Origin of the sequence: Photorhabdus temperata (assembly GCF_025384845.1) — a bacterium.
Classification (GTDB): Bacteria; Pseudomonadota; Gammaproteobacteria; order Enterobacterales; family Enterobacteriaceae; genus Photorhabdus; species Photorhabdus temperata.
In genome coordinates this window covers 77230-99467 of sequence record NZ_JAJAFX010000002.1, presented here as the reverse complement: position 1 = coordinate 99467, position 22238 = coordinate 77230, and the positions used below count along the sequence as shown (strand labels likewise).

At 41.7% G+C, this 22238-nt stretch carries 20 protein-coding genes; 17 read left to right on the top strand and 3 right to left on the bottom strand.

Annotation, left to right across the window (positions count from 1 at the left end; translation table 11 throughout):
- Positions 1–15 precede the first annotated feature (15 nt).
- The gene (locus tag LGZ99_RS01080) at positions 16–879 is read left to right on the top strand and encodes a helix-turn-helix domain-containing protein (protein ID WP_021325537.1); all 864 of its coding nucleotides are present in this window, start codon (positions 16–18) and stop codon (positions 877–879) included.
- A gap of 388 nt (positions 880–1267) precedes the next feature.
- On the opposite strand, the gene LGZ99_RS24645 is transcribed toward LGZ99_RS01080, so the two are convergent.
- Entirely contained in the window at positions 1268–1429 is a 162-nt protein-coding gene (locus LGZ99_RS24645) for a hypothetical protein (protein ID WP_315903445.1), read from the bottom strand.
- A gap of 153 nt (positions 1430–1582) precedes the next feature.
- The gene (locus tag LGZ99_RS24640) at positions 1583–1849 is read right to left on the bottom strand and encodes a hypothetical protein (RefSeq protein WP_051769147.1); all 267 of its coding nucleotides are present in this window, start codon (positions 1847–1849) and stop codon (positions 1583–1585) included.
- Positions 1850–2624: 775 nt separating this feature from the next.
- Here LGZ99_RS24640 and LGZ99_RS01070 point away from each other — a divergent pair.
- The 4 genes from LGZ99_RS01070 to LGZ99_RS01055 all read left to right on the top strand — a co-directional run bounded on the left by LGZ99_RS01070 (position 2625) and on the right by LGZ99_RS01055 (position 6962).
- Positions 2625–4223: an esterase/lipase family protein gene (locus tag LGZ99_RS01070; RefSeq protein ID WP_072008824.1), complete on the top strand. Its 1599-nt coding sequence runs from the start codon at positions 2625–2627 to the stop codon at positions 4221–4223.
- The gene (locus tag LGZ99_RS01065) at positions 4216–5316 is read left to right on the top strand and encodes a Tli4 family immunity protein (RefSeq protein WP_036837074.1); all 1101 of its coding nucleotides are present in this window, start codon (positions 4216–4218) and stop codon (positions 5314–5316) included. Before LGZ99_RS01070 ends, LGZ99_RS01065 begins: the two co-directional genes overlap by 8 nt.
- 227 nt (positions 5317–5543) lie before the next feature.
- A complete protein-coding gene (locus LGZ99_RS01060; RefSeq protein ID WP_036837075.1) occupies positions 5544–6671 on the top strand; it encodes a KPHS_23130 family T6SS system protein in 1128 nt (375 codons plus the stop codon).
- Between the two features lie 114 nt (positions 6672–6785).
- Positions 6786–6962: a hypothetical protein gene (locus LGZ99_RS01055; RefSeq protein ID WP_160171144.1), complete on the top strand. Its 177-nt coding sequence runs from the start codon at positions 6786–6788 to the stop codon at positions 6960–6962.
- A 9-nt stretch (positions 6963–6971) separates the two neighbouring features.
- On the opposite strand, the gene LGZ99_RS01050 is transcribed toward LGZ99_RS01055, so the two are convergent.
- Positions 6972–7454: a winged helix-turn-helix domain-containing protein gene (locus LGZ99_RS01050; RefSeq protein WP_021325534.1), complete on the bottom strand. Its 483-nt coding sequence runs from the start codon at positions 7452–7454 to the stop codon at positions 6972–6974.
- A gap of 689 nt (positions 7455–8143) precedes the next feature.
- On the opposite strand from LGZ99_RS01050, the gene LGZ99_RS01045 reads away from it, so the two are divergent.
- The 12 genes from LGZ99_RS01045 to LGZ99_RS00990 all read left to right on the top strand — a co-directional run bounded on the left by LGZ99_RS01045 (position 8144) and on the right by LGZ99_RS00990 (position 22162).
- Positions 8144–8593: a phage tail protein gene (locus LGZ99_RS01045; protein WP_021325533.1), complete on the top strand. Its 450-nt coding sequence runs from the start codon at positions 8144–8146 to the stop codon at positions 8591–8593.
- A gap of 63 nt (positions 8594–8656) precedes the next feature.
- Positions 8657–9811 (top strand): phage tail sheath family protein, encoded by a 1155-nt coding sequence (locus LGZ99_RS01040; RefSeq protein ID WP_036837077.1) that lies wholly within the window; start codon positions 8657–8659, stop codon positions 9809–9811.
- Positions 9812–9865: 54 nt separating this feature from the next.
- Positions 9866–11371 (top strand): phage tail sheath family protein, encoded by a 1506-nt coding sequence (locus tag LGZ99_RS01035; RefSeq protein ID WP_036837079.1) that lies wholly within the window; start codon positions 9866–9868, stop codon positions 11369–11371.
- Between the two features lie 48 nt (positions 11372–11419).
- Positions 11420–12616, top strand: a complete 1197-nt coding sequence (locus LGZ99_RS01030; protein WP_036837081.1) for a phage tail sheath C-terminal domain-containing protein — start codon at positions 11420–11422, stop codon at positions 12614–12616.
- 16 nt (positions 12617–12632) lie between these two features.
- The gene (locus LGZ99_RS01025) at positions 12633–13091 is read left to right on the top strand and encodes a phage tail protein (RefSeq protein ID WP_023046406.1); all 459 of its coding nucleotides are present in this window, start codon (positions 12633–12635) and stop codon (positions 13089–13091) included.
- Entirely contained in the window at positions 13088–13267 is a 180-nt protein-coding gene (locus LGZ99_RS01020) for a DUF5908 family protein (protein WP_021325530.1), read from the top strand. The genes LGZ99_RS01025 and LGZ99_RS01020 overlap by 4 nt, the downstream gene beginning before the upstream one ends.
- A complete protein-coding gene (locus LGZ99_RS01015) occupies positions 13254–13937 on the top strand; it encodes a CIS tube protein (RefSeq protein ID WP_036837083.1) in 684 nt (227 codons plus the stop codon). Before LGZ99_RS01020 ends, LGZ99_RS01015 begins: the two co-directional genes overlap by 14 nt.
- The gene (locus tag LGZ99_RS01010) at positions 13934–15535 is read left to right on the top strand and encodes a phage baseplate assembly protein V (protein ID WP_036837085.1); all 1602 of its coding nucleotides are present in this window, start codon (positions 13934–13936) and stop codon (positions 15533–15535) included. The genes LGZ99_RS01015 and LGZ99_RS01010 overlap by 4 nt, the downstream gene beginning before the upstream one ends.
- A gap of 12 nt (positions 15536–15547) precedes the next feature.
- On the top strand, positions 15548–15994 hold the full coding sequence (locus LGZ99_RS01005) for a GPW/gp25 family protein (RefSeq protein ID WP_023046404.1): 447 nt from the start codon (positions 15548–15550) through the stop codon (positions 15992–15994).
- A complete protein-coding gene (locus LGZ99_RS01000; protein ID WP_036837087.1) occupies positions 15991–16407 on the top strand; it encodes a contractile injection system spike tip protein in 417 nt (138 codons plus the stop codon). The genes LGZ99_RS01005 and LGZ99_RS01000 overlap by 4 nt, the downstream gene beginning before the upstream one ends.
- Positions 16408–16491: 84 nt before the next feature.
- On the top strand, positions 16492–19209 hold the full coding sequence (locus LGZ99_RS00995) for a baseplate J/gp47 family protein (protein ID WP_036837089.1): 2718 nt from the start codon (positions 16492–16494) through the stop codon (positions 19207–19209).
- Positions 19202–22162, top strand: a complete 2961-nt coding sequence (locus LGZ99_RS00990; RefSeq protein ID WP_036837091.1) for a baseplate wedge protein — start codon at positions 19202–19204, stop codon at positions 22160–22162. The genes LGZ99_RS00995 and LGZ99_RS00990 overlap by 8 nt, the downstream gene beginning before the upstream one ends.
- Positions 22163–22238 lie beyond the last annotated feature (76 nt).

Here is a 22238-nt window from a genome sequence, read left to right as displayed (position 1 = left end):
TAGGAACGGTGAATTATGTTTTTTTCTCGTAAATTAGAAGCATTCATGGCAGTGGTGGAAAATGGTTCTTTAAGTAAAGCGGCAAGAGTGATGAACCGTACAACTCCTCCAGTAGCTAAATCAATCAAAGACTTCGAAGCAACATTAGGGAAGCGCCTTTTCAAAAGGGAGAAATTTGGGATGAGTCTGACTAAAGATGGTTTAGAATTATATAATGATCTTAAAGATCTTTATTTACAAGAAAAAGAAATAACTAAAAAACATATCAGTGGTAGTATATGTAACATAGTTAATATTTATTACGATTGGGGGAAAAACAAACACCTAATTTATTTATATAAGGCAGCTGACAGAAATAGCTCCCAAGTAAATATATTCCGGTTTAGTTATGATAACATTGAAGAAATAGTGGATTATGACGGCAACACGCTCATTATGAGCTCAGAAAAGATACTAAGTGACCGTTTTAGTCTTATTCGTAAAATAAAAGGACCAGAATTGGGAATTTGTTGCCGAAAAGAGTTATTGGATATTGCTGGCGGTGATGTAATGCAATTACTAAAAAATAATACTTGGTTATGTGATCCTGTACTTTATAAAAGCAGTTTCATTAAAAATCTGGAAGAAGAAGTTATTCAAAGTGGTGGCAAAGTGAATATGCGCCAGATGGATAATATGGGGTGCTGCATGAATTTCATTTATTCAAGAGACTATATTTTCATTACAGACTCTCATCCTGATGAATTGGAAGGAGGTGATGCTTTAAGTTTTGTTCCTATTGAAAAACCGGGTGCAGCAAACCAATGTTATATTTATAAGTCTAAATCACATTCAAGTGTACTTAATCGTTTTATCGATTCAGTAAATGATATGAGTTAAATTTATTTTACGCGGAGTAGATTATTGTAAGCTCCGCGTTGTTGTTTTGCGGAGATGATGATAGAAAGTTTTCACTGTACCCAGATGATAAATTTATATTTATTATTTTTTGTTATACCCGGAATAATTTTTTATGGTGGTAGGGAAAGATAGACTGTTTCCTCGCCTTTTGGACTAACACGCTGTAAGCACTACGCTGTTATTTCGCTTTGCTTAATTCGAACCTTGCTCGAAGTACAAAGCATCCTGCATGTGAGTGCCATGTATTCATTGAGATAAGTGATACATGATTTCTAAGCCGGGGTTCTCCCGGCTTCAGGCTATTCAGGGATAGCTACAGTCTTTCTTGGTGATATTCTCCTTCTGGCGCGTTTACCACAACCTTGTCTTATTGTTTCAGCCATGGCGTTGTAGTGTTCCAAAAAATGATGTTTGCCCCCAGGTCGTTTTCAGCGAAATCAGCAAACTTCTCCTGAGTGAAGGGTTTTGGGTTTTTTGAGTTAATGTCGGTCAAAGTTGGTTCCTGGACTGCCATCGCAACCAAATCCATAAATCCAGCTTGCCTTTGTAACGGTTGAAAAAGGGATGGGTGTTTTTCATCTGTGCGGATTGATATGGCACGATATCGGGGCTACCCAGGCCGATCTTATTTTTCGACGCGAAATTAAATAGCCGGGACATGTATTGATGATCGTTGTTCCATTCACATGTGAATAGCAACCCAGCCGTAACCCTGCTCTTTATTTTCACCGGGATTATCAACCTGCGCAACTAAACTGCCTTGATATTTCGAGTTCTGTTGAAGATAAAATGGGATATAGCGGGCATCCTTCTTAAAAAAGCGATCCTGAATTTGGATAAACAACTTCTTTTGGATCTTATTAAGCAGCATCAGATCTTTTTCGATCGCGGAAAAATCATATTTTCCCGGCGCACTCTCCAATTGTTTCCAGTTATAAACAATTTGCACGCCATCAATATCCTGACGTTTCAGTAATTCATGTAGTTGGTTGAGGTCATCATAGATGCGATTATGACTGTTTAACGAGGTGAATAGTTTCGTTTACTTATGAATTTGTTTAACATCGTAAAGTTACTTTATTCATTAATTAGTAATGTCAGACTGACAACTCATCCTCTCATCAATGCTGGATTTTCTTCGAATATAGGTAATTCTTTTCTGCGTGTTAATCCTCATTGATCCATGTTTTTATAATTAAACCTTCATTAAGAGATCACTAAGAATATTCCTAAAAATGCCATTGATTATGAGGTTTATGGACGATGTTGTTTAAGTATCGTTTAGTTAAATATAGCGTAATTGAGATTAATTCTCTTTCTTATTAAGGGAAATGATATTCCGATTACTTGCCAAATGAATGAGGGGATGGCAATGATAGAATAGATAAATTGACTCTTTTACATTGATTTGTGTAATTTAAGGTATTGAAATTTAAATGAAAATATATTTAATGAAAGTCGATGGAATAGGGGGGCATCATTACATTTGTAATTTATTAAAGTATAAAATGGAAGAACTGTTATTGAAATAATAATTTTCGGTAATCCAGATTAAAAGAATCAATGAAATCTTTCCTGAAAATAAATTTCATATTGTTTGGTTTTTTTTGATATGTTATGTTTTCCATGTTATTTATATTGGCTTCTGTAGACACTCGTTAAGAGAATAACCTTATCCAGAAACAACTCATCCCATTAACGCAATAGAAGATAAGGAGTAGATAATGGATAAACCAATTGAAAAAGAAAAAGAAAATAAAATTTATCTTCATCCTGAATATGATGAATGTGGTCGTCCGTACTACAACCTACCTAATGCCAGAAAGGAAGAAAACCTGATAGCAGTTTGTTTGAAATACGCGAGTAAGGTGATCCCGGTGATTTTCTTGCCGGGGGTAATGGGGAGCAATTTAAAATCGAAAGATGGTGTTCCGGTTTGGTTGGTAAATTCTCAGCTTGGTGTTGCAGGTTGGATATCAAAGGATGCTTCTTATAGGAAAAGAACGTTAGATCCCCAGAACACCGATATTTACGATTCGGGTGCAATAAATAATTACATCGCCGAAGGGAGGAAACTTCCTGATCGTCACCAACGTGGTTGGGGAGAAGTGGCCTATCTGAGCTATGGTCATTTTTTGCCCTGGCTTCAACTGGTGCTGGATGATGAGCGTCTGGTGTTTGAGTATCGCATGGAAGGACAGGGAAAAAAGACTGCTCGTCAACAATTGATCGGTCAGAATCTGGGGGCTGAGTGGGGTGAAGAACCACTGACAGAGGAAGAGGTTGGACACAGTTATCGTTTTATGTATCCGGTTCACGTGATGGGTTATAACTGGCTGCAATCTAATGAGGATTCCGCTAAAAAGCTGGCAAAATATGTTGATAAAGTTTTAGCCCTCTACGGTAAACGTTGTGCGGCAAATAAGGTTATTTTAGTTACTCACTCCATGGGAGGGCTGGTAGCCCGCTATTATTCAGAAAAGTTGGGTGGCCGGGATAAAATTTTAGGTATCGTGCATGGCGTTATGCCTGATACGGGTTCACCCATGACTTATAAGAGGATGAAAACCGGTGAAGATGGCATAACTGGGCTGGTTATCGGCAGTAATGGTGCAGAGATGACCCCAGTATTAGCTCAGTCTCCTGGCCCTTTACAGCTCTTGCCGGGAAAGGCGTATGGTAAAGGTTGGTTACATATCGCCGATGGTAAAATCATGCACAAGCTGCCGGAATCCGACCCTTATCAGGAAATCTATCTGGAAAAGAGCCGATGGTGGGGATTATGTGAAACCCGGTTTTTAAATCCAGATAAAGAAGATAAATGGAAAGATAAGGAAAGCTGGAATGATTACTGGCGATTAATGAAGAAAACAGTCAAGCCATTTATTGAAGAGCTGAGTGGTAAATACCACCCCAATACGTATGCCTTTTATGGTGCTAGTGAGAAACATTTGTCATATGGAGTTATCTCTTGGAAAGAAGTCAGTAAAAATTATTACAATAAAACAGAAGATTATTCTGGCATGACATTTAATCAACCGTTATATGATCCTTTTGATTTGGAAACTGGCACAACACGTATGGTTCAATTTTCTGTCGGGCCTTCTTTTCAGGATATTGCCGCGAAAACTTTTAAACTGGCCCCTCCAAATGAGAAAGGGGATGGTACCGTGCCGGAACAGGCTGGCCGTATTCCAACCAGAAGATTATGCAGCCAGTTGGCAACGGATGCTGACCATGAAGGGGCATATAACGAGGATAAAGCCAGGTTATTTACCCTGCGTTCAATTGTGAAGATGGTTCAGGCGGTGAAGATTGAATAAGAAAAATATCTTTCTTATTTTATTGTCTGTGTTGGCTATTTATGCACTCTGGCGGTGGTATTTCCCTGACCCTTATCACCCCAGTTTAACCGAGAAGGAAAAGCAAGTGACAACTGAAATGTTAGCCAATATGCAAACCCGTTGTGTGGGCCGTTATCTGATTGATATCCCCACAGCATTTGGCAATATTATCCATGATGGGATATTTATTGGTGATGCGCAAATAGAAACGGAACGTTTGTATCCACCTGAATTTGAATATCGGATAGAGGCTAGAGAGCAGGAATTAAAGACGACTCAATATGTTGATCCGAAAGATATGCCTTTTTTAAAAAAAGTCTATCGTCTGCAAGGTAATATGGAAGGTGTGATCTTCGATAGAAATGAAAGTTCTGGTATTCCTGGTTATGCCCGGGTATTAGAAGCGCATTTGTATAGCAATGGTGTTGCTTTTACCGTAACAATGAAATTTACTGAGTTGTCAGATGATAAGTATAAAGCAGACAGGGACGATTTTATCAAAGGTGGATTTTCTGAAAGGGAATATAATCAGTTGTATCAAACTCTGCATAAAATGAACAGCCTGCTTGCCAGAATCAGCGGCAGAAAAGATACAGAAATCCCGACAGTAGCGGGAACCTGCATCCCTGACGGATTTATTGCCGGTAGTGGCGGTCGCAGTGAGAAAGAGAGGATGACCTTTGTCTATCAGGGAAATAAGGATGATCATTTCACGTTCAGCGTTGAAATCATTAATGACCTTACGGGGGAAAATACTTTGCTTGAACGTATTGGTGAAATTGAAAAGGATTTGCATGCTAACCGCGGCGGAATAGCCAGGAAAGGAAAACGGGAAGTAAACGGTATTCATGCGGAAGAATTATTAGCAATTGGTTTGCAACCTTTTGACAATAATCCCCGGTATCAATTTGATCTTATTGCAAATGAAACCGCAGGAGATTATAAGAATCCCTATGTTAGTATTATGTTAATGAATTATCAGTTACCCCCGACGCCCTATACCGGAGATGAGCTGATTACATTTTGGGATACGGTAATAAGTACCTTTCGTAAAAGGCCGGGTGCTTTCTAATAGCAATAAAAATTCTTTTTAAATTAAATATTTTACTACCTATTATGGCTATTGTTCTGCTGGTGAAAAGTCGGATATTTTTAAAAGTAATGAACTAATCAGAGGTTGAATATGATTAAATTGATTTCTTGCCCTAAAAAGAGGCAGGGCATTAATCCGGTTATGATGGGTGATTGCTCTTGCTATAGTTTAAGTCCTGCGTTCCATCACCATATCGAGTCATTATCATGAGCTGGCCTATTCCTGAAATACCTGAACTTAAACCAGTAGCGCCTTTACGCTATAAATTATGGTTTATCATTTTGCTTTTAATACTGGTTGCCGGCACACTCGTTTATGCTTTTCTAAAAGACATGACCGATTTCGTTCACGCGGCGCTTTATAGCAGTTTACCTTCCTTTTTGGTATGGCTGATGTTATTCGGCGCAGTGTTAAATCGCTATGAGCAATATTGCGCGGCAGCGTATGCCTGGGAAGAGGCCAGTGCTGAAACCCGTTTCCAATGGCAGCAATGGAGCAGAAAACAACTGGCTGTGGTCGGTAATATTATTTTGACGCCTGAACAACAAGGCATGGCATCACTATTAGGTGATTCGAAAGATATTCCTGCTTTTCCTCATAGAGGGCGTGCATTATTTTCACCATCAAGAGATATCTCGCAATTATTGGATAAAATTGATCAGGATTTTGAAAAACAATGCCCGGGTTATCGCTACCTTTTGCGTAAGGTTTATCTCGCAGAATCCCCTTCTATCGATTTGTCTCGCGATCAGGAATTGATTGGTCAACACTGGAAAGTTCAACGGGTACACATAGCGAACCGGGATGAGATCGATAAGTTATATAATGAGGCGACTTTTGAGGGGCTGATAATGGTTATCGCATTGCAGCTTTGGCCTGCTAAGGATGACAGAGAGGCGTACAGTGAATTTGTGTCTGCTCAACTATTCTCATCCACAAAATTTGCTACTCAAAAGAAGTTAAACATTCTTGCTGGCATGAGGCGGCCTTTACCTTCGTTACCGGGAGAAATAATAAAAGATTTGCATGTATTGTTTGAATATAACCGTATTGATAAAAAGAACATGAAACACCTTTGGGTAACGGGTGTCACTGACAAGGTGCGGACTGAGCTGATGATTTACAGTTATGATAATTCACTCAATTTCTCCCCGGAGAACCCGATTCATTTAATCGATCACTCTTTTGGCCAGCCAGGGCCGCTGTCTGTATTTTTGACATCAGCTATGCTGACTGAAGTAATTCACCTGACAAATAGCGACCATATCGTTATTAATCAATTACCTGAGGGTAGTGCAGTACTCTATTTAATGACGAAGGAGTTACATCGATGAAAAAACAAATAACCTCAATGCTGTTAATGGTGGGCGTGTTTTCTCATCGTTATGAGTCATGATATTTTCTTATTAAAGCGGCCCATCAATTACTGAGTGAGCCGCGGAGGAGAGTTGATAACTTTAATTACCTCCATTGACGGTGAATTAACCGATCTGCAAATATACCCTTCATCTTTCAAGTTGCTGCTTTGTTGGCTGCGTTCACTTACCCCAGTCACATCGTTATCTATGCTCCTGGGGATGCGTTCACTTGCCGCCGCGCTGCAACTTGAAATCTATTGGGTATAAAAGTCATCATTATTTCTTAGTCAGAAAAGGGGCGGTATATAGGATAGTTGATAGCCAGATGCTTGCCGTAATGAACATAATAACAAGTCTGGTGAAACGCCAATAAGACGGCTTTGGGGTTGTATCAGTGGACGTGGATAATTGGGTATTTTTTGACTGACTATCATCTTGTTCATTATCCTGAAATGGCAGGATAAAACGATAGCCTTGTCGGTATACGGTGTGGATTGCTTCACCCAAGTCACAATAGCGTAGTGTTCGGCGTAATTTACAGATCAATTGCAGCAGATTGGTTTCTGCTACACCATTTTTGCGTTCAGGCCAAACTAAAGGGATGAGTTGCTCCCGGTTTAACGTATTCCCTTGCGATGCATGTTCCCACAGTGCGAGTAGCAGGCGTTTCTCTTTTTCCGTAATAACGAATATATTTTTACCATGGATTATTTTGTTTGAGTCACAGTCTAAATAAACATCTCTAGTTATTTTCAGCATAACGCATTCTCTGCCTCTGTTTAGTGTTTGTCTATTCGTCATAGCTAGGAGAGCTCAAATAGGCTTATGCCTGTTAAAATTTATATAATTTCTGCATGAGTAATGCAAGAAAATAAATGATTTAAAATTTTTTATTTTATTTTGTCATGTGGGTTATTTTTCTGTTTCTTATTAAGAAATAAAATTAATGATAATTATTTATCAGTTTTTTTTATATTTGTGGTGAATTATCTATCTACTTTGGAAACAGAGGAAATTTTCATAATTCATAATATAGATAAGAACTTTTTAGGGATTAATGAGTGAATAAGTGATCATGAATAATAACCCAATTAACTGAATGGCTTTGTTCTATGATATTGAATTATTTGGAAAAATATAAATTAAAATAATTAATTTTTATTTTTAACTTTTATTTAGGTGTGGTCGCGTGATTATTTAGCTATGAATAACGCCAACGTGATGTTTATCACGTATTAACTGAGTTAGTCGTTAGTCATTGGTCAGTAGTCGTTAGATCGCCTCATTCTTTAATGAGTATGTGGATATATGAATATAAAGCCAGGCGGATATACCAGAATTAGCAGAATTAGGCATGATACCTAAGGGCGGTAGCGTACCTGAAATGATAATGATGAGTATTCTAACCCAGCTTATAAATGTAATAAACTCCTTAGAAGGAAATAACAATGTCTACAACTGCCGAGCAAATTGCTGTTCAATACCCCATTCCCACTTACCGTTTTGTCGTTACTGTTGGTGATGAACAAATGTCTTTTCAAAGCGTATCGGGATTAGATATCAGCTATGACACAATTGAATATCGTGATGGAATTGGTAACTGGTTACAAATGCCTGGTCAGCGTCAGAGACCAACGATTACCTTGAAACGCGGTATTTTTAAAGGGCAATCTAAATTATACGATTGGATTAATTCTATTTCGCTTAATCAGATAGAAAAGAAAGATATTTCTATCAGCTTGACTGATGAAACCGGTTCAAGCTTGCTAATTACCTGGAATATTTCTAATGCTTTTCCAGAAAAATTGACGGCGCCCAGTTTTGATGCTTCCAGTAATGAAGTTGCGGTGCAGGAAATTAGTTTGAAAGCCGATCGGGTTACTGTGGAATTCCATTAATACACTGTTTGGTGCCACGAATAGCTTGGCATATCCATTCAGTGGTTTTTAAAGGCTAATATTATGACAACTGTTACATCTTATCCGGGTGTCTATATTGAAGAAGATGCCTCATTGGCACTCTCTATTCGTTCAAGTGCAACGGCGGTACCTGTTTTTGCTGTCGAAGATGACAATTCATTTGTATCAGCGAGTACCTCTCTTCGAGTTAATAGCTGGTTGGAATATCTGACACTAAAAGGCAGGCCATTTGATTCTGGTGATAAGCTTGATATTTCACTGCGCGCCTATTTTATTAACGGCGGTGGATATTGTTATCTCGTCAAAACCACAGATTTAGAAAAACAAGTTCCAAAACTCGACGATGTCACATTGCTGGTTGCTGCTGGAGAAGACATCAAAGTTGCCGTAGGGATACTCTGCCAACCGGGAAAAGGACTATTTGCCATTTTTGATGGCCCACAATCTGATGTTACCAAAGGAGACGATGCCTCTAAAGATACTCCTACTAAAAGGAATAGCACCACCAGTGTGGAAAAAACGGAAGTGGAAAAAACGGAAAATGTACTCGAATCTTATCCTGCTACTCATTATGGCGCGGTTTATTATCCTTGGCTGACCGCTGAATGGGGAGATGAAAAAGCCAAGGTTGATATTCCTCCCAGCGCAGTGATGGCGGGTATTTATGCCCGTGTCGATAACAGCCGGGGTGTTTGGCAAGCACCGGCTAACGTGGCTATTCAAGGTGGATTACAACCTAAATATCTGGTGACTGACGATCTGCAAGGGAAATATAACCAAGGAAAGGCGCTGAATATGATCCGCACCTTTCCTAAGAGCGGCACATTGGTTTGGGGGGCCCGTACACTTGAGGACAGTGATAATTGGCGCTATATCCCGGTTCGCCGCCTGTTTAACAGCGCAGAGCGGGACATTAAAAATGCCATGAGCTTCGCGGTCTTTGAACCTAACAGTCAACCCACTTGGGAAATAGTGCGTCGAGCTATCGATAATTATCTTTATTCCCTTTGGCAACAAGGCGGATTGGTGGGAAATAAAGCTGAACAGGCTTATTTTGTTCAAATTGGTAAGGATACCACTATGACTGATGACGATATTAAACAGGGCAAAATGATCGTCAAAATTGGTATGGCTGCTGTTCGTCCTGCGGAATTTATTATTTTGCAGTTTAGCCAATCAATTGGGCAAGCTCGGTAAATAATTGTGGCCTGCTTAATAGTTTAATCATCTAAATTGAATGAGGAAGTCATAATGCCGTCTGACGCATATACTACACCCGGTGTTTATATTGAGGAAGATGCTTCGCTATCGTTATCAATTAGCACCAGCCCAACGGCTATTCCAGTTTTTATTGGTAAGTTTTTCAGAAAAGATGGGAGCCAAATAGAACAGGGTAGCTGTATTAAAATCACCAGTTGGTTAGATTTTATCTCGCAGTTTTCATTATCTTCATCTTTTATAGTGTCAATACAGGCTACAGAAGAAAAGGCAGAGGAAAAGACGGAGGAAAAAACAGAAGAAAAAGCAGAAGAAAAGGCAGAAATAAGCGCGGAGACTGTTCCTAAGCCACTCAAAAACAGTCAGAAAAATGCTAAAATCGGTGGTGGTATCTCAGTGGATGAGGAAGTTAAAAAAACCTATACCTATGTTGCCGATGTCAAGACCATTTCTTTCAGTGCTTTTGCTGTGCAGCATTATTTTAGTAATGGCGGTGGTGTTTGTTATTTGCTGCCATTGGTAGCGGCAGCGACAACTGATATTCCGAAAGTAAAAGCAGCTACAGCAGTAAAGACTGCTAAGGCGGTAAAATATGAATTAGCAACTCTGCCGGACTTGATAGAAAAACAGCAGGAGATCACCTTACTGCTCTGCCCTGAAACGGATGAAACGTTAGCACCCAGTCAAAAACAGGAGGTTTACAGTGGAGTAAATTCTCTGTTAAAAGACAAAGTGGGTTATTTCCTGATTGCTGATAGTACAGATGGGGAAGATAAACCAACTACACAGCCGGATAAAACCGCTGTTTATTACCCTTATTTAGAGACCTCTTTTACTTATAACCAGCCAGCGGAGGCTGATATTGTCCTGAGTGGTTATGAGGATCCATCAGCTAATAACCTGGAAACATTGAAAACAGCTTCACCAGAGGAATATGTTAAAGCTAAAAAAGCTGTCGATGACAAATTTAAAGCGACTAAAATCATCTTACCCCCAAGTGCCGCAGTTGCGGGTGCTTATGCGGCAACCGATGCCAGTCGGGGGGTCTGGAAAGCGCCAGCCAATGTAGCATTAAATAATGCAAAACCTGTTGAGGTAATTACCGACAACGATCAAAGCAGGATGAATAAAGCGGGCATTAATGCTATCCGTTACTTTACCGGCAAAGGCACACTGATTTGGGGCGCACGTACCCTGAAAGATGATGACAACTGGCGCTATATTCCGGTACGGCGTTTATTTAATGCGGCAGAACGGGATATCAAACAGGCAATGCGATTTGCTGTTTTTGAACCCAATAGTCAACCAACTTGGGAGCGGGTGCGGTCAGCCATTGACAACTATCTCCATCAACTCTGGCAACAAGGGGCGCTGGTCGGCAGTAGTCCCCAAGAAGCCTATTTTGTCCAAATTGGTCAATATGTCACCATGTCCGACGACGATATTAAGCAAGGAAAAATGATCGTCAAAGTGGGTATGGCGGCAGTACGCCCGGCTGAATTTATCATCCTGAAATTTTCGCAAAAAGTAGCACAGTAACCATACTGAGGCGCGGTTTGCCGCGCCTGTTCTGTTGAGGAAACGACAATGGCGATTAAACAGCCGGGCGTCACAGTAACGGAAAACCTGATATCCCAGAAGCAGGATGATGCATTTATCGGTGTACCGGTTTTTATTGGTTGTATCCAACCGGCTAAAAACAACCATATCAGTGATAAAACCGTCGTCGAAATAAACAGCCTGACCAATTTTACCCTGAAATTTCGGGAGTCAGGATTAATGTACTACTCCGTACGCCACTTTTTTGAAAATGGTGGTCAACAAGCCTATGTACTGCCACTGGGTCCTGATGAGCAATTAAAAGATTTTCAGTCATTGATCACTGCGCTACAACAGGAATGGATTAAACAGGCTATTGCCGCGGAGAGTACTATCACACTGATTGTGGTCCCTGATATTGTCCGCTTTAATCAGGAGGGGGAGCCTGACGCCACCATAGATCTTTGGTTACAGTTCTGGCAGTCAGTGTTTGATCTTGGTAAAAGTCGGCGTGGCATCATGGGATTGCTGGATGCTCCTGATGACCCAGTATTGGCGGCTAAATGTTTAGCGCAATTTTCTTCAAATGATCGGCAATGGGGAGCGGTATACTGGCCGGGACTGAAAAGTGCATACCAAGAAAGTGGTAAACATCTCATCCTTTCGCCTACCGCGGCGGTCGCTGCTGTCATCCAGAATCACGATAATCGGAAAGGCATATGGACCGCCCCTGCTAATGTGGCTTTAGCCAAAGTGGTTAGCCCGGTACGCTCTTTTATTGAAGCTGATGCACTCTTTAATCGAGATGACGACATTCCGCTGAATCTGATTCGCAGTTTTCCGGGCAAAGGGATTAAAATCTGGGGATGCCGAACTCTGGACAACACACCTGACTCCCCTTGGCGCTATATCCAAATTCGCCGTCTGGTCTCCTATATTGAAGCTCATATAACCCGACTGGGCCGGGCCTTTGTTTTCGAACCCAATAATCCGATCACCTGGATGAAACTTAAGGGCCAAACCTACAACTGGCTGCATCAGTTATGGTTAAAAGGTGGATTGTCAGGTACCCAGGAAGAGCGGGCATTTGACATATTACTCGGTGTTGATGAATCAATGAGTGAAGCGGATGTGCTGGCCGGGAAAATGATCATGAAAATCAAATTGTCTCTGCTCATTCCGGCGGAATTTATTGAGCTGAACTTAACGTTTGATACTCGTACCGGCGCAACCCGATTAAGTTAATAAACAGGGGCAAAATATGCATAACCTCTACACCCCATCAGTGTCACACCGTTTTATCGCCAGTTTTCTTTTTAACAATATTCCCAGCCCATTTGATATTGCCTTTCAGCAGATATCGGGCCTCAGCCGTGAATTGCAAACGACTCAACACAATCAAGGGGGGGAGAATGCCAGAAATGTCTGGCTGGCCGATAAGATCCAACACGGTAGTTTGGTGTTGGAACGTGGTGTGATGACCGTGACACCACTCACTCTGATATTTGATCATGTCTTGCGCGGGGAAAAAGCGATTTATGCTGATGTGGTCATTATGTTGCTGAATGAAAATTTTTTACCCGTGGCGAGTTGGACAATCAGTAACGCGTTACCGGTTCGTTGGTCTACCGGTAACTTTGATGCCAATAGTAATGCTGTTTTGGTGAATTCTCTGGAGTTACGTTATCAAGATATGCTCTGGTTAGGAGTGAAAGCATGACTGTAGAAATTAAAGAATTGATTATTCAAGCTAAAGTTACCGATTCTGCCAGTGATTTGTCATCTCCGCGAACATTAGTGCAGGAAGCGTTGGACGACGCTCGCCTGATTGAAAGGATAAAGCACGAGGTGTTAGAGGCATTACGGGAAACAGGAGGTCATTATGAGCTTAATTGAACGTAGTCTGTCTAAACTCACGCTGACGGCTTTTAAAGATCGGGAAGGTAAAACTTTGGTGGGCAGTTTACAGGTGATGTATAACCCTGATGCTATCCAACTGGATTATCAAGCCAGTTATAAAAAGGATGAAAGCATTACCAGTACCCACCAAAGCAATCACTATGTGTCATCTCAACCTGCCGGCTTGTCATTAGATCTGTTGTTTGATGCATCCATGCCCGGCAACACTACGCCGATAGAAACTCAACTGGCGATCCTGAAAACTCTCTGTGCCATTGATGCCGGTACCAAAGTCTCTCACTTTCTTAAAATCAAGTGGGGAAAAATGCGCTGGGAAAACAAAGGCTATTTTGCCTGCCGGGCCGACGGTCTCAGCATTCATTACACCTTGTTTGACCGGGATGCTACCCCGCTGCGGGCAACTGCCACTTTATCTCTGGTGGCAGAGGAGAGTTTTGTTATTCAGACTACCGAGCAACAGTTAAGATCACCACCGGCTACCGCGGTTAACGTAACCGATATGCTCTCCCTGCCATTGATTGCACTGGGCGCTGGCGCTTCTCTCGCGGGCGGTATCGATTATCTCTCCCTCGCTTGGCAAAACGGTCTGGATAATCTTGATGATTTTACTCCGGGACAGACGCTACAAGCGCGGAGGGAGGTATGAAGATACCCACAATAGCGATTAAGATAGGCGGCAAGATACTCAATCAGTTTACTGTCATCAGCTTGTCAGTAAATTATCCTATCAATGGCATTCCTTCAGCTAACATCACTTTGGGTATCATCGGTGATACCAGCCATATTTTTGATGCTAAGGCGCAGGCTGAACTGGCAAGTTGTCGTCCGAATCATGAACTTATTGTGCAGATCCAAAAAAATGTGTTGTTTAAAGGGGTCATTGTTCGGCAGACCTTAGGGCTTAAAGGTCAGGACAGTCTGATGATTCTGACGGCAAAACATCCACTGCAAAAATTAACGCATAGTTTCCACTCGCAACTATTCAGTAAACAGAGCGATGAGGCGATTATCAAGCAGTTATTCAGCCAGGCTGGTGTGCCTGTTGCGATAAAACAAGCGCCTCAGCTTAAGACGGTGCATGAACAAATGGTGCAGTTTCGCTGTAATGACTGGACTTTTCTCAAAAGCCGGCTTAGTGCTACCAATACCTGGTTACTCCCCGGCAATGACACCATTACGTTGGTAACACCGGAATCACTGAATCAATCAACTGTACATACCCTCCGTCAGCGCGGTAACCACCAGGACGTGGTGCTGTTTGAAGCTAATCTGCAATGGGATAATCAGCGTAGCCCCAAAACGATAAGAGTGCAGTCCTGGGATATTACCCAACAAAAGCTGTCTCAGGCGATTCAGGCAAAGAACAGCGGATTTGGCCGCGGTCAGCTTGCGGCGGACACTCTGAAACCGCTTACCGACCAAGAGTGGCAATGGATTTTAAGCTACCCATTGGATAATGAACAAACCAAGCAGTTTGCTCAAGGCATCATAGGCAACCGACGAAGCCATAATATCTCCGGTAATTTTGAGGTTGAGGGTGATGATCGCTATAAGCCGGGTGATGTTTTGGCATTAACTGGCTTTGGTCAGGGGATGGATGGTCAGGCGATTATTACCGGTGTAAAGCAGACCATCACTCAGCGGCAAGGCTGGCGTACCCGGTTAACTTTAGGTATGCAATCAGATGTAGAACACATTGTGCCTCAGGTTAAAGAGCTGCATATCGGGATTGTAGAAAAATACCACCAGGACAGCCAATCGCTGGGTCGTATTCCGGTTAAAATACCGGCTTTAAACTTAACTAACGGCACTCTTTTTGCCCGTTTAAGTAAACCTTATGCCAGCCATGAAAGTGGATTTTGCTTCTACCCGGAACCGGGAGATGAGGTGATTATCGGTTTCTTTGAATGTGATCCTCGTTTTCCGGTGATATTAGGATCTATGCATAACCCTAAAAATAAATCGCCGTTGGAACCGAGTGAAAAAAATCTGGTGAAAACGTTAGTGATTAAGCAAGGAGAGAATCAGCAAGCACTGATATTCGATAATAAAGATAAGACGCTCGCGTTTAATAGTGGAAAAAATACATTATCTTTGCAGCAGGATAAAGATATCACCATCAGTTCCACTAAAAATCTCATCACTCATGCACAGGAAATTAATCTCCAGGCCGATAAATCCCTGTCAGCCGCTGGAAAATCTGGGGTTGATATTAAAGGGGCAAAAATTAATTTAACACAATAATAGGGTAGTGAGATGGCAGATAAAATATTAGCTGATATTTATGGCCGGGGGTGGGCATTCCCGCCTCAATTTTCTATTAAAGATAATGCGCATCCTGAAACACAATCTGGCGTAATAATGGCGGAAGGAGCAGAGCATGTCCGCCAGAATATGAAAATTCTTTTTTTAACTGAACCTGGCGAACGGATTATGCGTGAAGATTACGGTTGCGGCTTAAATGATTATATGTTTGAAAATATCAGTGATGAATTGATGGCACGGATTCAAACACGTATTGAAGAACGCGTATTACGTTATGAACCCCGTGCAGAAGTGACTGAAATTCAGGTGAATCAGGGAACAGATTTGCTTAATACCTTACATGTTCAGGTGACTTATACTTTAAGGGGTAGCGAAATCAGCCTGCAAATTGAAGGTATTCTTGAGATTGGTGAAGGGCCGATACGGGTGATCTTATGAGTAAACAACTGGTTATTGATGGCGACATCCTGCTATTTGAACCCTTATTCGGCAACCGGCAGGTCACCATTTTGGGACTGGCGACCATCAGGGGCAGTGGGCACGCGCAAATCCAGGGAAAAAAGATCGTGATTGTGGGGGATGAAAAAAAGGTACAGTTTCAAGCGCAGTATATTACCCCCAGTCACCCGATACCCGGCATGGGCATGGTCACCATTGCTCAATTGGATACCCGCCAGCAGGTAAACTTTTGCCGTAGCCCTGTCACGATGATTGTGGTTGGGCAGCAGTTTATCGCCCGTTTTACGCCGTCACAACCGGCAAATAATCCGTCAACCGGGCCGGATGTAACGGTACCCAGTATGGGAAAAGGCCGTTTTATTGCCAGTCAATATACTGTCAGTGCCGGGTAGATAACCTCGCCAATCTTCTTTTTAAATAACAACGATCTCCTGAAAACATATTAAGGTTATATTCAAATAACAGGTGGTATAACTATGGGACAGACCGGATTAACGAATAAACTTGCCGCTATCGTATCGGATACTGATTTTAAACTTGATGAAAGAAGTACACTGGATATTTTAAACTGGCTTAAAGAATACGCTGAAAAAATCCCTTTCGATCAAGAGAAAAAACAGTTCTGGAGTAGCTTCTATTTTTTTCAGAAAAATAGCCCTCAGGAATTAGCCAATATTTACCAACATGCGAATAAAGCAAATGGCCTTTTACCCGCTCATCAGGCTTTTTTACTGGCTTTTTTAAAACTATTAGAAACGACTAAAACATTATTTAATACCTTTCCGGCGCGGCATCGGGATCTTTATTATCGGCAATTATTGGGTTTGAAACCGAGAGATGCCCAGGCGGATCAGGTGGCGATAGGTATTACCCTGAGTTCGGATCGTATTGAATATCTTGTTCCTAAAGGAACTCGCTTTGATGCCGGACATGATAGTGCGGGAAATCCATTACATTATGTGTCCGAGTCGAATGTATTGGCAAATCAAGGGGAACTGACCGACTTACGTTGGTGTCGGAAAGAGGGGGATGGCTGGAAATCGGCAATATTATTAAATCTTGCAGATAACATGGTATTCCCTGAAAACGGTATCCAACTTTTTAGCTCAAAGCTTAATGGTGTTCCGGTGCTTTCCGGTTATCTGATTACTTCGCCTCTATTTGCCATGTTGGCAGGAGAACGAAGTATTAAAGTGACACTGGCAGACAAGTGGGCAGGTAATGCTGATCACATCACCGCTAAGATTAGCTCAGGAGACCACTGGCTCTCTCTGTCTGTAAAAAAAGAAAAAGATACCGATGATCTGATGCTTTGCTTATCAGCTAATGATGATCCTATCACGCCTCCTGACAATCTTGATGGAATGACATTTGATGCACCGGTTGTACCAGTACTTAAATTGGGCACTGCTCAGGGGCCTGTGCTGCCCAAGATTAAAGATATTGAGATCAGCATTAACGGCAATCGTAATGTGTACTATGCCTCTGACGGCGGTATTGAACAAACGGATACCGCCAGCTTTCCCTTTGGTCAATTGCCGTCGTTAGGTTCTGGTTTTAATTTGGTTGCCTCAGAATGGTATGACTCCGAAAACGCGACCCTGACGATTATCCCTCAATGGGTTGGCTTACCTACCAAGAGTTTTAAAGAATGGTATAAAGATTATAGCCCTAAACCCGATAATAGCGCGTTTAAAGTACAAGGTTATTTAGTCACGCCTCAGGAAAGAACCATACTAAAAGAGCCTGAAACTAAGGCTGAGTCTCAATCATTATTCAGTGGAGATAACGAACCACAGGGACAAAGTCTGAAATTTACCTTACCGGCAATGAATTACCCTCTTGCAGACAGCCCAAAGCCCAACGACTGGCCTGCATCAATACGCATAGAACTGGCTGGGCAGGATTTTATGCACACCCAATATTGGCAAGATCCTACCGGGAAGAATTTACCCTATACGCCACAAATCAATGCGTTGCAGGTTCAATTCAGCGCTAAAGCTAAACCTGAGCAATTTACTGTTTATCCTCTGACGCCTTTTGGCCGGGGCGAGGCAGTAGCAGAAACGCCGGCACTCGTCCATGAAGCATTCTATTTAGGCTTTACGGGGGTACTACCGGGGCAAACGTTATCTCTCTATTGGCAGTTAGAAGGCATTAAAGCACTCGCTTTATCTTGGTCTTATCTCAACAAGAGTAATACCTGGATTAAGTTGGATAAATTAGTTGACGATCAAACCCGTAACTTGTTTGACCGGGGGATCTGGCGCGCTTTATTGCCACCAGATGCTTCAAATCAGGCAGCCTTGATGCCGACGGGGCGGTACTGGCTGAAAGCAGAGATAACTGAGAAGACCGATCCTCAGGATTACCCTAGAATTAAGGGCTTGTTATATAACGCTACCACGGCAACTTTAGCCAACACAGAAACCGTTGAGCAGGATCATTTTATTAACGGATTGGCCGCTGGCAGCATTAAACAACCGGTAAACACGGTTGTTGCAATGAGCAACGTCACTCAACCTTGGCCTTCCTGGAGCGGTCGCCCCCGGGAAACGGAGCAAGCCTTCCTAAAACGAATTCCTGTCCGGCTGTCCCATCGTAACCGGGTACTGAGTCGGGGGAACATGGTCACTTTACTAAAAGATCATTTTGTCAGCCTATTTGATGTCAGACACCACTCTGGCGGTAAATTAACCACCATTCCGGCGCCGGGAAAGCAACAATTAATTGTGATCCCCGATAACCGTTACAAAGATAATAATGATGCGCTACGTCCAGAACTGAACCCGGCCCGGTTGGCAGAGATGGTTGAATGGTTAAGTCGATTAAGCAGCCCTTGGGCAACCATTGAAATTAACAATCCTACCTACGTTAACGTCCTGATCCGTTATCAACTGGTGTTTGTCGCAGGTGTTAATCCTGACTACGGTCATCATCAGCTACAACAGGAATTGAGCCGAAACTATATGCCGTGGGGAGAAAATCCGGCTATTGGTGTAACAACCGGTAACTGCATTGATTATTACCAGTTGTTAGCCACGATCCAGCAATTCTCTCTGGTTGAACGGGTGACGAACTTAACCTTGGAAAAACAGGGAAAGCAGGCAGGTGCAATCGGTGAAAATATTTGGGCTGACGATAATGAAGTATTGATTTTAGTCTGGTCAAAAGAGGAGTTAGCACATGAGTAATCAGGATGCTTTATTTCCCATCGTCAAAGATGATATTGCCTTTGATACCTTACTTAACCAGGCAAAGGCGGTTATTGAACAACAGTCCGGTAACTGCTGGAGTGATATGGGTGAAAGTGATCCTGGTGTCACCTTATTAGAAGCGTGTTGTTATGGCGCATCAGATTTGGCTTACCGCCACTCATTACCACTCAAGGATCTGCTGACGCCCAGTAAAGAGGAACAGACACCCGGCAATGGTATTTTTCCAGAGGAGTTTGGCCCGCAACAAATGCTGACTTGTGGCCCAATTACTGCCGAGGATTATCGTCGGGCATTGCTGGATTTGCATAGTGACGATACGGTTAATGGTTACTTTTTATTTAATGATGTACTACTGATATGTGAACCAAAAGATCAACGCTACACATACTGGTATAGCAAAGAGGAACGAAAATACAGTTTTCAAATGCCAAAATCAGAGGGTGAACAGTTAACATTAAGAGGAAATTATTGGCTTTATTTACTGCCGAGTCGGGAAAGTGAGAATAATAAAACCCTGGCTGAGAATAGATTGAAAGCATTTCTGAAAGATAATCGTAATTTGGGAGAATGGGTGAGTAAGGTTATCTGGTTAAAACCCGTTGATTTACCCTTGAAGATTGGTATTCAGCTTGATAATGACGTTAAAGATATTGCTGACATATTTGCGCAAATTTATATGATGGCGGAACAAACCATACTTGAAAAGCCGTTGCGTTATACCACTCAAACTCTGAAAGAAATGGGTTACAGTAATGAAGAAATCTTTGATGGCCCTTATTTACACCACGGCTGGATACCTAAATTACCGCCGATCAGAGACTACAACGCTTCTATGGTATTAAATTTAAGCCCGTTGGTTAACCGATTATTGGCTATTAAAGGTGTTCAAGGCGTTACCCGGCTGGAATTAGATAAGTATGATGCTGACATTATTTCTCCGTTATCGGGTGATCATTGGTCTTGGGAAATTGTTAAAGGATATTATCCCAGACTATGGAGCCGTGACCCTTTAGAATTGATTACTTCATCAAACAGCCCACTTACCATTACCGCTAAAGGTGGGGTTAATATAACCGTATTTAAACAAGATATAGAGAAAAAGGTCATTAAGGAGCCACTATTTACTACACATCCAGAATTATTGAGTTGGGGCAGGCATCGTAAAGCCCTAGATTACTATCCGGTGAGTAATAAATTACCTGCCTGCTATGGATTGCAAACTCATAAACATACCCTACAACAAGTGCAGTTACACCAATTTATACTGCCTTTTGAACAAATATTAGCTAACAGCTGTGCCGAACTTGCTTTATTGCCAAAACTATTGGCTTTTAAACAACGAGGAAATACGGTATATGGCGCACAATGGCCTTTTAAGGCGAATACAGTCAGCCATAAAGTCCATCAAAATATAGAATCTGATTTGGTAGAAAAGCTTCATAATGATTCATATATCTCTCATAAAGGCATTATTCAGGAGAGAAACTATGCAAAGGAGCTGGCTATCCTTGAATATCTGTTAGGCTATTTTGGTGCTCATCGAGCAGCCAGACCACTTATACTTAGCCGACAGGATTTTCTGTCTACTCAGCGCGATTATTTGGCTCAACAGCCAGAGCTGGCCTATCAGCGCAATAATATTCGGATAGATAAAGTATCAGCGCTGCAAAAACGGATTGCGGCCCGATTGGGTTTGGGAAGAAAATGTTTTAGTGAAACGCCAGATTTGGCTGATCTGCCTTTCTACCTGATTGAACATCGTCGGCTCTTACCCGTGAAACCTGATGTGGCATTTGACAGTAAACAAACACCTGATGGACTGGAAATTAAAAGTCATCCTGATTCTAAAAGCCATCACTTAATTATCACCCAGCAAAGTGCAGCAGGGCGGCTATTACAGGGGCAGATGATTGATCTGATTATCGAAGGCGATAATGGATTCACGTTGCGAGGCCAAGTGATCACTGAGATTACAGAGAAATCATTTTATCTTGACACTCGTAACAGCGTTGTTTTGGAATACCGGTTGAACGAAGTGCAGCAGGCATTTACGGAGGGTAATCTACGTTGGTGTGATAGCCCGGTGTGGCTGGAGGATATGGATTATCAACTGGTTTATGCTGATGAAGCGGATCAAAGTGGTGCTGAAAATGAACGCTGGATCACTTCCAGTCCTCAAAGTCCCTTTCCTGCTATGATCAAAGAAGGTGACGAAATCACGCTAAAATATAAAATTACTTCCTATGAACCCGCCAAAAAAATGTCAGCTAACACGAAATCCTCATCTGACTATATGCTTAAAGCTTCGGTAAAAAAATTCGATCGTATTAAAGGTAAAATATTAATTACACGCAATAAAGATACCAAGGTTGCTTTCCCACAAAAGGAAAATGCATGGCGTTATCGCTGGTATTTCTCCAGTGCAGAATATGCTCATACTGATCGTTTTTCATTTGTCGTCAGCGTAGTGATTAATCGTCAGTTAATTGAGAATAAAAATGTCGATCCTCACAAACTGGAATCGTGGGTAAAAACCGAAATTTTGGCTGAATTTCCTGCTCATGTTTCCATGATTATTCACTGGTTGTCACCGGAGCATTTCAGGAATTTTGCCAGCACCTATAAGCGTTGGCAAAATAATGGTATTTCTTTAGGAGATGAGGCATACCATATTTTAGAAATGTTAACGCTGGGACGTCTACCTTCCGCATTAACTGGCATAGGGAATATGAGAATTGCCACTGAAGGGCAGAGAACTGAGGTCATGGGTAAATCTGAAACAGAATGGAATTCTGAATTCATTGAGAGTAATCAATTACTATATGTACCGAAAGTTCAAGAAGATATTTATCGTAGTAAAGATGATAGAGGAAATACACCAATTGAAAATCCTCAATTTCAGTCTGGAGATAATAAAGACAAAGATTAATTTATCTATAGGCAAAAAGTGGATTAATATAGTATTACAGTAAAAGATACTTATTGTACTATTAAATTCGTTATCT